Origin of the sequence: Hymenobacter lapidarius (assembly GCF_001816145.1) — a bacterium.
Lineage (GTDB): Bacteria > Bacteroidota > Bacteroidia > Cytophagales > Hymenobacteraceae > Hymenobacter > Hymenobacter lapidarius.
The window spans coordinates 146,008-158,718 of the sequence record NZ_MDZB01000074.1 but is presented as its reverse complement, the minus strand read 5'-3'; the positions used below and the strand labels follow the sequence as shown (position 1 = coordinate 158,718).

The 12,711-nt window shown below is 59.8% G+C and carries 8 protein-coding genes and 1 pseudogene; 7 read left to right on the top strand and 2 right to left on the bottom strand.

Translation table 11 applies throughout. The features are described 5' to 3' along the window. Positions 1–59: 59 nt before the first annotated feature. Both BEN47_RS22820 and topA read right to left on the bottom strand, forming a co-directional pair. Complete coding sequence (locus BEN47_RS22820) at positions 60–263, bottom strand: DUF4846 domain-containing protein (protein WP_369073809.1); 204 nt, start codon at positions 261–263, stop codon at positions 60–62. Between the two features lie 93 nt (positions 264–356). Further along, positions 357–2,840: a type I DNA topoisomerase gene (gene topA / locus BEN47_RS05050; protein WP_070725727.1), complete on the bottom strand. Its 2,484-nt coding sequence runs from the start codon at positions 2,838–2,840 to the stop codon at positions 357–359. Positions 2,841–3,233: 393 nt separating this feature from the next. Between topA and BEN47_RS05045 the strand changes: the two genes are divergently transcribed. The 7 genes and pseudogenes from BEN47_RS05045 to BEN47_RS05010 all read left to right on the top strand — a co-directional run bounded on the left by BEN47_RS05045 (position 3,234) and on the right by BEN47_RS05010 (position 12,702). Further along, positions 3,234–7,556 carry a methyl-accepting chemotaxis protein gene (locus BEN47_RS05045; protein ID WP_239691502.1) on the top strand — a complete coding sequence of 1,441 codons (4,323 nt, stop codon included), beginning with the start codon at positions 3,234–3,236 and terminating at the stop codon, positions 7,554–7,556. A gap of 95 nt (positions 7,557–7,651) precedes the next feature. Then, positions 7,652–8,181: pseudogene (locus BEN47_RS22815) on the top strand (chemotaxis protein CheW). A 63-nt stretch (positions 8,182–8,244) separates the two neighbouring features. Beyond that, positions 8,245–8,646 carry a response regulator gene (locus BEN47_RS05030; RefSeq protein WP_239691501.1) on the top strand — a complete coding sequence of 134 codons (402 nt, stop codon included), beginning with the start codon at positions 8,245–8,247 and terminating at the stop codon, positions 8,644–8,646. A 105-nt stretch (positions 8,647–8,751) separates the two neighbouring features. Next, positions 8,752–10,392: a chemotaxis protein CheA gene (locus tag BEN47_RS05025; protein ID WP_070725717.1), complete on the top strand. Its 1,641-nt coding sequence runs from the start codon at positions 8,752–8,754 to the stop codon at positions 10,390–10,392. A gap of 56 nt (positions 10,393–10,448) precedes the next feature. After that, a complete protein-coding gene (locus BEN47_RS05020) occupies positions 10,449–11,081 on the top strand; it encodes a chemotaxis protein CheC (protein ID WP_239691500.1) in 633 nt (210 codons plus the stop codon). Positions 11,082–11,235: 154 nt separating this feature from the next. Next, positions 11,236–12,333, top strand: a complete 1,098-nt coding sequence (locus BEN47_RS05015) for an agmatinase family protein (protein ID WP_070725713.1) — start codon at positions 11,236–11,238, stop codon at positions 12,331–12,333. Positions 12,334–12,363: 30 nt separating this feature from the next. Next, a complete protein-coding gene (locus tag BEN47_RS05010) occupies positions 12,364–12,702 on the top strand; it encodes a phage holin family protein (protein WP_070725711.1) in 339 nt (112 codons plus the stop codon). Positions 12,703–12,711: the final 9 nt, after the last annotated feature.

Sequence of the window (12,711 nt, the reverse complement as noted above, 5' to 3'; positions counted from 1 at the left end):
AAGGACAGCTGCTTAAAAACGAGCCAACTCTTGGCTCCCAAAATCCCATTCCGGCGTGCTCACCACTTCGGCTGCGGGTCCAGGGTAAACCAGGCGCCCAGTCGGGGCTTATCGAGGTTTTTAAGCACATGAATACTCTGCGCCGGCATGTAGCTCTGGGCCAACAGCAGCCACGGATGGCTGAGGCCTGTGGGCGGGCCGGGGGCCGGGTGTAGTGCTGCTTGCCTAGCCCACGAAAAACATAGCCAGAAGGAGGGAAGCACGCATCAGCAGCGACAGAGGGGCAAAAAAAAGCCCGCATTGTTGCGGGCTTTTGCATTTCAGTGCCTGGGCCATTCAACGGCGCCGGACGGTGTTTATTTTGCTTTGGCTGCTGCTTTCTTCGCCGCTGGCTTGGTGGCGCTTTTGGCAGCGGGTTTTTTCTTGGCCGCCGGTTTTTTGGCGGCTGGCTTTTTCTTGGCGGGGGTGTCGGTTTTGTCCTCCTTGGCAGCGGGCGCGGCTTTCTTGCCAAAGCGGCCGCCTTTGGCGGGTTTGTCGGGCGTGGCATCGGCCAGCTCCTGGCAGCGTTCCAGGGTCAGTTCGGTGGGCTCCTCGCCTTTGGGGATTTTCACGTTCTTCTTGCCCGCCACAATGTAGGGGCCGAAGCGGCCGTTCAGCACCTGAATGTCAGGGTTTTCGGGAAAAGACTTGATGAGGCGCTCGGCGTCGGTCTTGCGCTTGAGCTCAATTAGCGCCACCGCTTCTTCCGATGTGATGGTATGCGGGTCCTGCTCCTTGGTGAGGGAGAAAAACTTGCTGTCGTGCCGCACATAAGGGCCGAAGCGGCCGAGGTTAGCCGTCATATCCTTGCCCTCAAACTCGCCCACCGCGCGCGGCAGCTTAAACAAATCCAGGGCCTCTTCCAGGGTGATGCTTTCGATGAACTGGCCTTTGCGCAGGTTGGCGTAGGCGGGCTTGGTTTCGCCTTCGGTGTCCCCCAGGGCCACGTAGGGGCCGTAGCGGCCCAAGCGGGCGGTTATTTTCTCGCCCGTTTCGGGGTGCACGCCAATCTCGCGGGTGCTGCCCAGCGTGCTGCGCTCAATGTCCTGTCCGGCCTCAATGGTCGCGTGGAATTTGCCGTAGAAATCGGTCAGCATCTGCGTCCAGTCTTCCAGGCCGTTGGCAATCTGGTCGAACTCGTCTTCTACCTTAGCCGTGAAGTGGTAGTCCACAATCACGGGGAAGTGCTCCACCAAAAAGTCGTTCACCACCATGGCCGTATCCGTCGGAAACAGCTTGGCTTTTTCGGCGCCGTAATTTTCGGTTTTCACCTCGGTGTTCACCGCGGAGTCGTCCAGCGTCAGCACGTGGAACTTGCGTTCCTTGCCTTCGCGGGTGTCTTTTTCCACGTAGCCGCGCTTCTGCACCGTGCTGATGGTGGGGGCATAAGTCGAAGGCCGGCCGATGCCCATCTCCTCCAGTTTTTTTACCAGCGAGGCCTCGGTGTAGCGGGCTGGCGGCGACGAAAACCGCTCCGTGGCACTCAGGCGCAGCAGGGGCAGGGCCTGACCAACATTCAGCGGCGGCAGGCCGCGCGAGAAGCTCGACTCGCTATCCTTAGCCTCGTCATCGTCCTCATCGTCCTTGCTCTCAGCATACACTTTCAGGAAACCCTCAAAGGTAATGACCTCGCCGGTAGCCGTAAACGTGACGCCCGGCTGCGAACTGATGCCAATCACGGCCGTAGTGCGCTCAATCACTGCTTCCGCCATTTGCGAAGCCATGGCCCGCTTGCGAATCAGGTCGTACAAACGCTGTTCCGACGCGTCGGAACCGGCTTTCACCAAAGCAAAATCGGTGGGCCGAATGGCTTCGTGGGCCTCCTGGGCCGATGCCGATTTGGTTTTGAAGGTGCGCGTGTGATGGTACTCGGCGCCGTAGGCGGCCGTAATGGCATTTTGGGCGCCCGTCATGGCCTCGCCCGACAGGTTCACTGAGTCCGTCCGCATGTAGCTGATTTTACCAGCTTCGTACAGCTTCTGGGCCACGCTCATGGTTTGCGCTACCGAGAAGCCCAGCTTACGCGAAGCCTCCTGCTGCAGCGTAGACGTGGTAAACGGCGCGGCCGGGCTGCGCTTGCCGGGCTTTTTGTCGAGGCTCTCAATCTGATACGTGGCCCCGAGGCAGCGCTGCAAAAAAGCCTCCGCTTCATCCCGCACTTTGTAGCGGGTCGGCAGCTCGGCTTCCAGCACGGTACCGCGGCCGGCATCGAAGCGCGCCACAATGCGGTAGGCGCTGGCCGAAAGGTGGGAAGCCACTTCGCGCTCCCGCTCCACCACCAGGCGCACCGCCACCGACTGCACCCGGCCGGCCGACAGGCCCGGTTTTACTTTTTTCCACAACACCGGGCTCAGCTCAAAACCCACGAGGCGGTCGAGCACCCGGCGGGCCTGCTGGGCGTTCACCAAATCCTGGTTTACCGTGCGCGGCGCGGCAATGGCGGCCAGGATGGCATTTTTAGTGATTTCGCGGAATACGATGCGACGCGTCTTCGTTTCGGGCAGGTTCAGGGTTTCGGCCAGGTGCCAGCTGATGGCTTCGCCTTCGCGGTCATCGTCACTCGCCAGCCACACGGTTTCGGCCTCCTTCGAAAGTTTTTTTAGCTGCGCGATTAGCTCGCGTTTGTCGGGCGATACCACGTAGGTGGGTTTAAATCCATTGGCAATATCAATGGCGTTGTTGTCCTTCGGCAAGTCGCGAACGTGCCCGTAGCTGGAGCGCACCACGAAATCCTGTCCGAGGTAGCCTTCAATGGTTTTGGCCTTGGCCGGCGACTCGACGATAACTAAATTCTTGACCATGTGGGCGGGTAAGGGGGAACGGCAAACGAAAGAAGGCAGTGGGAAGTGAAACGGCCAGCCGTGAGGAAATGTTAAAATTGGCCGCAAAGATGTGCCAATTATTTCCAGTGGCGGCGCAACCAGCGTTTAGGCAGCTGCTCCGCGTCCTTCCGAACAGGGCAATGGCCTGGGCAAGTTCACTCCCTCATCCAATGGGTGTACCTTTGTTTATTAGGGGTTCCTCCCCGTACTTCGCCTTCGCATTGCCCTGTCCACTCATCCGTTTGATTCCTATAGTATATGGCTTCCCCCAAGACTCCGCAACCTAAGGCCCGCCGTTCGGCGGCGCCGGTTGCTACGGAAAACGTCACCGGTGGAATGCCGGATTTCGGCGCCATCTCCTCCTTGGATGTTATGCGTACCAACAACGACCTGACCCGCAAAAAAGGCGGCTCGCGTGGTTCCCTCGATACGCAGGACCCCGGTTACGTCAACGACCAGCTCAACCGGGTGCTGTACGCCCTCGACGCCTTCAAAAAAGGCGATGTATCGGTGCGCCTGACCAAGCAGAATGACGATATTTTTGCCGAAATCGCCGAAGCCTACAACTCCATGGTGGAGATGATAGGCGGGGTGGGCGGCGAAGTGTCGCGCATCTCGAAAGTGGCCGGCGTGGAAGGCAACCTGAAGGCGCGGGCATCGGCCGACGGCGCCGCGGGCTTCTGGCGCGACATGCTCAACAACATCAACGGCCTGGTGGACAGCATCGCCGTGCCGGTATTGGAAGTAGGCAAGGTATTGAAGAACATCAGCCGCGGCAATCTGGACGAAAGCTTCCAGATTCCGGTATCGGGCGACTTCAAGCTGATGGCCGAAACAATCAACAAAACGATTGACAACCTCAACATCTTCGCCAGCGAAGTAACCCGCGTGGCCCAGGAAGTGGGCACCGAGGGCAAACTGGGCGGCCAGGCCAGCGTGCCCAACGTGGGCGGTATCTGGAAAGACCTGACCGATAACGTGAACAACATGGCCTCGAACCTCACCGTGCAGGTGCGGGACATCGCCAACGTGGCCACGGCCGTAGCCAAAGGCGACCTGAGCCAGAAAATCACCGTCGATGTAAAAGGTGAATTCCTGCAGCTCAAGCAGAACCTGAACCAGATGGTGGACTCGCTCAACCTGTTTGCCGGCGAGGTAACCCGCGTGGCCCAGGAAGTAGGCACCGAAGGCAAGCTCGGCGGCCAAGCCAGCGTGCCTAACGTGGCTGGCGTGTGGAAGGAGCTAACCGACAACGTGAACAACATGGCCAGCAACCTGACTTCTCAGGTGCGGGACATTGCCAACGTAGCTACCGCTGTAGCCAAAGGCGACCTGAGCCAGAAAGTTACCGTTGATGTAAAAGGTGAGCTGCTCCAATTGAAGCAGAACCTGAACCAGATGGTGGACTCGCTCAACCTGTTTGCCGGCGAGGTAACCCGCGTGGCCCAGGAAGTGGGCACCGAAGGCCGCCTCGGCGGCCAGGCTTCGGTACCCAGCGTAGCCGGGGTGTGGAAAGACCTGACGGACAACGTAAACTACATGGCTTCGAACCTGACTTCTCAGATTCGGGACATTGCCAACGTGGCCACGGCCGTAGCCAAAGGCGACCTGACCCAGACGGTTACCGTTGATGTAAAGGGCGAATTCCTGCAGCTCAAGCAGAACATCAACCAGATGGTGGCCTCGCTCAACCTGTTTGCCGGCGAGGTGACCCGCGTGGCGCAGGAAGTGGGCACCGAGGGCAAGCTCGGCGGCCAGGCCAGCGTGCCCAACGTGGCCGGCGTGTGGAAAGCCCTCACGGATAACGTAAACGACATGGCGGCGGCCCTGACCTCGCAGGTACGAGACATTGCCAACGTGGCCACGGCCGTAGCCCGCGGCGACTTGAGCCAGAAGATGACGGTGAACGTGAAGGGTGAAATCCTGGAGTTGAAGAACATCCTCAACCAGATGGTGGACTCGCTCAACATCTTCGGCGACGAAGTAACCCGCGTGGCCCGCGAAGTAGGCACCGAGGGCAAGCTCGGCGGCCAGGCCGTGGTGCCCCGCGTAGGCGGCACCTGGAAAGAGCTGACGGACAACGTAAACACGATGGCCAGCAACCTGACGTCTCAGGTACGAGACATTGCCAACGTGGCCACGGCCGTATCGAAAGGCGACCTGAGCCAGAAGATTACGGTAGACGTGAAAGGCGAGCTGCTGGACCTGAAAGACAACCTCAACCAGATGGTGGACTCGCTCAACATCTTCGCCGGCGAAGTAACCCGCGTGGCCCGCGAAGTGGGCACCGAGGGAATCCTGGGCGGCCAGGCCAACGTGCCGCGCGTGAGCGGCACCTGGAAGGACCTCACCGACAACGTGAACACGATGGCCAGTAACCTGACCTCGCAAATGCGCGACATTGCCAACGTGGCAACCGCAGTTGCGAAAGGCGACCTGAGCCAGAAAATCACGGTGAACGTGCGCGGTGAGCTGCTGCAGCTGAAGGAAAACCTTAACGAAATGGTGGACTCGCTGAACATCTTCGGCGACGAGGTAACCCGGGTGGCCCGCGAAGTAGGCACCGAGGGCAAGCTCGGCGGCCAGGCCAAGGTGCCCAACGTGCGGGGAACGTGGAAGGACCTCACCGATAACGTGAACACCATGGCCAGCAACCTGACCAGTCAGGTGCGGGACATTGCCAACGTAGCAACGGCCGTATCGCGCGGCGACCTCAGCCAGAAGGTGTCGGTAAACGTCAACGGCGAGCTGCTCGACCTGAAAGACAACCTCAACCAGATGGTGGACTCGCTCAACATCTTCGCTGGCGAAGTAACCCGTGTGGCCCAGGAAGTGGGGACCGAGGGCAAGCTTGGGGGCCAGGCCAGCGTGCCCAACGTGGCCGGCGTGTGGAAAGACCTGACCGACAACGTGAACTACATGGCCAGCAACCTCACCACGCAGGTGCGGGGCCTGGTGAAAGTGGTAACCGCCGTATCAAAAGGCGACCTGACCCAGAAGCTGACCCTCGAAGCCAAAGGTGAAGTAGCCGAGCTGGCCGATACCATCAACAGCATGGTGGACGACCTGAACCGTCTGGCTTCCGAAGTAAGCCGTGTGGCCAAAGTGGCCGGGGTGGAGGGCAAGCTGACCGAACGCGCCACCGTGGGCGGCGTGTCGGGTTCCTGGAAAGAGCTGGTGGATACCCTCAACGGCCTCATTGAATCCATTGCCTCTCCGGTACTGGAAGTGAGCCGCGTGGTGCGGGCCATCTCGGAAGGCGACCTGACCCAGCGCGTGGAAGTGCCTACCACGGGCGACATCCTCGCCATGTCCAACGCCCTGAACCTGGCCGTAGAAAACCTCAACGAGCTGCTCGGCGAAATCAATGACTCCTCGCAGATTGTGGGTACTTCTTCGGAAGAAATGGCTGGCAAAGGCCAGGAGATGAGCCGCGTGACCGTGGACGTGGCCCTGGCCATGCAGCAAATGGCCGAAGGCGCCCAGAACCAAGCATTGAAAACCGACCAGGCCTTCAAGCTGATTGAGGAAATTATGCAGGCCACCAAGGAAACGGCCAACAAGGCTGACGTGGTGAACAAATCGGCCATCTTGGGTGAGCAGACCTCGCAGCTGGGCCTGAAAACGGTGGCCGAAGTGGTGAAAAACATGGAAGAAATATCCAGCGCTGCTTCCCAAACCTCGCGCACCATCGAAGTACTGAGCACGCGGTCGGGCGAAATCAGCAAGTCGCTGGGCGTAATTACCGACATTGCCTCGCAAACCAACCTGCTGGCCCTGAACGCCGCCATCGAAGCCGCCCGCGCCGGCGAAGCCGGCCGTGGCTTTGCCGTGGTAGCCGAGGAAATCCGCAAGCTGGCCGAAGGCTCCCGCAAATCGGCCAACGAAATTGCCACGCTGGTGGAGGACGTTCGGAAGGACACCACCTCGGCCGCCACCGCTATTTCGACCATGGAAAACCGGGTGCTGAAAGGCAAGAACGCCACGTTTGAAGCCAGCTCGGCCTTTAAGAACATTGCCACCAGCAGCGGCGAAACGCTGCGCACCTCGCGCGACATTCTCACGGCTACCGAGGTGCAGAAAGCCTCGATTGGCGACGTGGTGAAGTACGTGGAAGAAGTGGTAGCCATTGCCGAGCAAACAGCTACCGGCACCCAACAAGTAGCCGGCACTGCCAAACAGCTTTCCACGGCTATGCAGGAGCTCACCACCAGCTCGCAGCGCCTCACCGACATTGCCGACGACCTGCAGGCGGGCCTCGAAACCTTCCAGCTCAGCTCCTACGAGCCCGAGCCCGAACCGGAGCCGGTTCCCATGCGCCGCGGGGCCAGTGCCCGTGAGGCTTACCGGACCCGCGAGACGTACGCTCCAGCGCCGCAGCCGGGCATGACTGCCCGCCGGGGACAAGGCCACAACGAGCAGCAAGCGCCTGGCTACGCCGATAACAGCCGGCGCAGTGGCATGGCGCGGCGCACCAGCCGGGCCGAGGCCGCCGCCCCCGAGGCAGCTCCGGCCCACGCAAGGCCGGAACGCCGCACCCGCCCACAGCGCACCGAAGCCCAAGCGCCGGTACCTGCCGCCCGCCCGGCCACCAAGCCTGCGCCCAAAGCCGCAGCCACCAAAAACAGCAAAGCGCCCGCAAACGGCCAGGCCGAGAAACCCACCGCTCCCAAATCAAAAGCCAAAGCCAAGTAATTGATGGAATGAAGTAATGAGCAGCCGGCCATCCGGTTTTGCGTCCGGCCGGCTGTTCATTACATGTTTCTGATTACTGACCAACCACCCACCACATGGCCGAGATTGACCCCGCCTTTTCTTCCGCAAAACCCGAGCGCGCCAAAGCGGCCGAGTTGGTCCAGCTCATTGTGTTCCGGCTGGGCGACGAAGACTACGGCATTCGCATTGAGCAGGTGAAGGAAGTGACGGTGACGCCCGAAGTGGCGCGGATGCCGAAAACACCGCCCTTCATCAAAGGCATTGCCAACCTGCGCGGCGACATCATCGCCATCATCGACTTGGAGGAGCGGTTCAGGCTGCGCCCGGCGGCCGGCCCTTGCCCGAACGCAGCTACACGGTGGCGGTGGAAGCCGCTGACTACACGCTGGGCCTGATGGTGCGCGAAGTGCCCCGGCCCTTCACAATGCCGTTGAGCCAGATTGAGCCCGCCCCTGAGTTTGTGCAGGATTCCAGCACCCGCGACAAGTACCTTGAAGGCATTGCCAAGCTGCCTGAGGGCGGAATCATTATCGTGCTCGACATGCGCAAGCTGCTCACGCCAAGCGAAGTGATGCGGCTGCCGGGCAAAGTGGCATCTTCGTAGCCGCTGGCCCCGTACAAGCCGGGGCCGAGCCAGGGAGCCCGGCCACCCTTTCGAATTACAATCATGTCATCTATTACCATGAACAAGCGCATTCTCATCGTCGACGATTCATTCTACATGCGCACGATGCTCAAAAACATGCTCACCGATGCCGGCTACGAAGTAGTGGGCGAGGCTGCCAATGGCGCCCAGGCGCTGGAGATGGCTACTTCGACGGAGCCTGACCTGATTACCCTCGACGTCATTTTGCCCGATAACACCGGCTTGGACGTGCTCAAGAGCCTGCGCCAGATTCAGCCTTCAGCGAAGGTGGTGATGTGCAGCGCGGTGGGGCAGGAAGTCATTGTGAACGAAGCCATTGAAAACGGCGCTCTCGCTTACATCGTGAAGCCTTTCTCTGAGGAGAAGGTGCTGGAAATTGTAGGCGCGGCGTTGCAGAACGACGCGAGCGAGCAAACCGCGTAACGTGCGGCTGCTATCTATCCATGCACGGCCACAAGCCATCGGTAACGGTGGTGCGTGGCCGCGCGCGATAGATTTTCTACTTGCCACCGCCATGATGTCCGGCCAATGAAAACGCGCGACCAGGAATACCGGGAGCTGTTCATGGCTGAAGCCCTGGAGTATTATGACTCCATGAGTCGGCATCTGAGCGAGCTGGAACGCAACCCCAACGCCGGCCCCGCCCTTAACGAGCTGTTCCGGCTCATGCACAACCTTAAGGCCAATGCCCGGGCCATGGGCTTCACCGATTTGGGTGAGGTGGCCCACCATCTGGAAACCCTCTTTGGTCTCATTCGGGACAAAGAGAGGGAATTCAGTGGCCCATTGATTAAGGTGGTTTTTGCTGGGGTTGATGCGCTGGGCAACATGATTCGGGCAGTGGGGGCCAGCCAGCCGTTGCCGGATGCTACCGCCCTGCTCGACAACCTAGACCGCGTGGTCCGCGGCGAAGCCCCCATTCTGGACGAAGCCGAAGCGGGTGAAACCGAGGAGGAATCCAACCGCAAAATGGAGCTTTCGGACCTGGTGTACATCCAGGTCAAGAAGCTCGACAACCTGCTCAACCTCGTGGGGGAGCTGGTAATTGACCGCGACCGGATTATGACCCTGGCCCAGGAGCTCGACAATCCGGCGCTGCTGGCCACGGCCCAGCACCTGTTCCGCATCTCCGACGACCTGCAGTACAGCGTGATGGATGCCCGACTGGTGGGCGTGGGCGTGCTGCTCAATAAATTCCCCCGCGTGGTGCGCGACGTAGCCAGCGCCGAAGACAAGGAAGTAGAGCTGACCCTGAGCGGCCAGGACGTGCAGATTGACCGCAACATTCTGCAAATCATTACCGATGCCTTGCTGCACCTCGTGCGCAACGCCGTCAGCCACGGCCTCGAAACCACCGACAACCGCCTGAAAGCCGGCAAGTCCGCTGTCGGAAAACTCACGCTGTCGGCCATGACGGAGCGCGACGACGTGCTGCTGCAGGTGCGGGACGACGGCCGCGGTATTGACACCGAAGCCGTGCGCCGCAAAGCCGTGGAGCGCGGCCTGACCACGGCCAATGCCGCCGCCGGGTTGGATGAAGAAGCCGTGTGGGCTTTCCTGTTCGAGCCCGGCTTCTCCATGGCCCAAAAAGTGACCGATATTTCGGGGCGTGGCGTGGGACTTGACGTGGTCAAGCTTGCCCTGGATTCGTTGGGCGGTCAGCTACGGGTAGACTCCGAAATGGGCGTGGGTACCACATTTACGCTTGTTCTGCCCACCTCCATCGCCGTGAAGGGTGCCTTGCTGGTGGAAGTAGATGAGCGGCCCTATGCCATTCCACTCATGCACACCGACACCGTGCTGGCCCTGCAGCCCGGCCAGATTTCGGTGGTGGGGGGCGTGATGGTTACGCATCTACACGAACAAAGCGTACCGCTGGTACCGTTGCGCCAGCTTCTATACGACGAAGGCGAGGAGCCCTTGCCGTCGGCCAATAAAAGCGACATTGAGGGTACGCAGCACGTATTGGTGGTTAATTACAATAACCGCCGCCTGGGCCTGGTAGTTGACCGGTTCATGCGCCAACAGAACATCGTCATCAAGCCCCTCAGCAAGCCGCTGGACACCATTGACCTGTTCGGGGGCGTCACCCTGCTCGGCAGCGGGCAGGTCTGCCTGGTGCTGGACGTGCCCACGCTCACCCGTTTGTTTCTAGCCAGACGGCCCTAACTTTTCATTTCATTCATCTCAGTTCTCGCAGCTGCACTTCCCCTATTATCGACGTTATGGATTTATCGATGACCGACTTAGAGCGTGATATAATCCGCGAGATTTTGAACATTGGCCTGGCCCGCGCCGCCGATTCGTTCGCCGTAATTGCCCAGGAACGGGTTCTGTTGGAAGTGCCGAATATCGACTTGCTCGTAAGCGACGACATTCTGGCCCGCGTGCGCGAGTACCAGGCCAAGCACGTTCCGATTCAATCCGATATTCGGGGCGATTTCAATGGCACGACGCTGATGTTCTTTTCCGGCCAGCACATTCAGCGCCTGTCACGCGTGTGTTTGCGCATGCAAACCACCGAAACCCTGGAGGTAAATGAGCTGCAGGAATCCCTGCTGCTGGAAATCAGCAACATCATTACCGGTGCCTTGGTGACGCAGCTTGCCAATATTTTGAAGGCTAACATCTACGGCGCGCCCCCCTCAGCGCCCCATGGTGACATCTCCGAAATCATGAACGGGCTGATGCCCGAGCACCAGCTCCAGCCTCTCATCTTCTCAGTAATTACCCAGTTTTCCGATAAGGACAACATGGTGGAGCTGCCGCTGATGCTCTTTTTTGACCGCGAGACGTTCACGAAAATCCTCGAAATCATTCGCAGCTACGACTTTCTGGGAAGTCAAATGTCGGCCTAGGCTTTCATAACATTTCCCATGAGTAAGCTGGGTTCTAGCGCCATTTTTGCCGGCGCGCTTCTCCGGTGCCCTCGCTTTCTGCCCAACGCCGCCAGCGGATTTATTCCCCTTGGCGGCCTTGGTTTTTACACTCTTACTCCCAACGTAAACACCGATGTCTAACCACGAGGCCGCGCGGGCCAAAAAAATAGCTTCTTTCGACCCCAATGCGCCCGGCGATGCCGCCGGTGGCTTGTTTGGCCTGCCTTTTACGCCCGAGGAAGCCCAAGTGGTGGTGGTGCCCGTGCCGTGGGAAGTGACCGTGAGCTACCGTGCCGGCACCGCCCATGGCCCCGCCGCCATTCACGAGGCCTCGCTGCAGGTCGACTTGTACGACCCGGACCTGCCCGAAGCCTGGAAATTGGGTCTGGCCATGGAGGACGAAGACGAAACCATTGCGCAGGCCAGCCTTAAGCTCCGGCCGCAAGCCGCCGACTACATCACGTGGCTGGAAGAAGGCCAGCCCGAAGACGGCACCAGCACCCACAGCAGCGTGCCCGCCCAAGTCACAGCCGAAGGGGTGAAGATGGTGCAATGGCTGAAAGACAAAACCGGCGCCCTGCTCGACGAGGGCAAGGGCGTAGTTGTGCTCGGCGGCGACCACAGCACGCCCCTGGGTTACCTGCACGCGCTGGCCGAGCGCCATGAAGAATTTGCTATTCTGCAGTTCGACGCGCATTGCGACCTGCGCCCGGCCTACGAGGGCTTCAAGTACTCGCACGCCAGCATCATGCACAATGCCCTGGAGCTGCCGCAGGTGAAGAAGCTGGTGCAGGTGGGCATCCGCGACATGTGCCAGCAGGAGGCCGAATACATTGCCACTTCGAACGGCCGGGTGGCGCTGTTCAGCCAGCGCTTTCTGAGCGACGAAAAATTCGCTAAGAAATCCTGGAAAAAGGTTTGCGGCAAAATCATCGCCCAGCTGCCCCCCAAAGTGTACATCAGCTTTGATATCGACGGGCTGGACCCTAAACTGTGCCCCGGCACCGGCACGCCCGTGCCCGGCGGCCTGGAGTTTGAAGAAGCCACGTATCTGATTCGCTCCATTGTGCGGTCCGGCATCACCATCATCGGCTGCGACCTCAACGAGGTAGCGCCCGGCGACAGCGACTGGAATGGCATCGTAGGCGCCCGCCTGCTCTACCAACTTTGCAACTGGATGGCCGTATCCCAAGGCCGCCTCACCGCCAAGGGCATGGAGGTGGCTGATTAATTTTTTTTTATCACCTCAATTTTCTTTCGCATGCTCGGTTTTATCCTCAAATTCATCCTCACGGCCGTACTGGTATATGGCCTCAGTATGGTGCTGCCCGGCGTGGTGCTGACTGGTTTTGGGGGCGCGGCTATTTTGGTATTGGTGCTCGGCGTGCTGAACGCGGTAGTAAAGCCCGTTCTCAAAATTCTGGGCTTTCCCATCACGGTGCTCACCTTGGGCTTGTTCCTGCTGGTTATTAACGTCATCATCGTAAAGCTGGCTGACTTCCTGATGAGCAGCTTCGACGTAGACGGCCTGCTCAATGCGTTGCTGTTCAGCATTGCATTGTCTGTCGTGAATGCCGTAGTTGACCTAGTGGTGGATTAGCGCAACTTG

What these genes read in the sequence shown, in the direction of transcription:
- topA (WP_070725727.1), bottom strand. Translation starts at nt 2,840, where the DNA reads ATGGTCAAGAATTTAGTTATCGTCGAGTCGCCGGCCAAGGCCAAAACC.
- BEN47_RS05045 (WP_239691502.1), top strand. Translation starts at nt 3,234, where the DNA reads ATGCGTACCAACAACGACCTGACCCGCAAAAAAGGCGGCTCGCGTGGT.
- BEN47_RS05030 (WP_239691501.1), top strand. Translation starts at nt 8,245, where the DNA reads ATGTCATCTATTACCATGAACAAGCGCATTCTCATCGTCGACGATTCA.
- BEN47_RS05025 (WP_070725717.1), top strand. Translation starts at nt 8,752, where the DNA reads ATGAAAACGCGCGACCAGGAATACCGGGAGCTGTTCATGGCTGAAGCC.
- BEN47_RS05020 (WP_239691500.1), top strand. Translation starts at nt 10,449, where the DNA reads ATGGATTTATCGATGACCGACTTAGAGCGTGATATAATCCGCGAGATT.
- BEN47_RS05015 (WP_070725713.1), top strand. Translation starts at nt 11,236, where the DNA reads ATGTCTAACCACGAGGCCGCGCGGGCCAAAAAAATAGCTTCTTTCGAC.
- BEN47_RS05010 (WP_070725711.1), top strand. Translation starts at nt 12,364, where the DNA reads ATGCTCGGTTTTATCCTCAAATTCATCCTCACGGCCGTACTGGTATAT.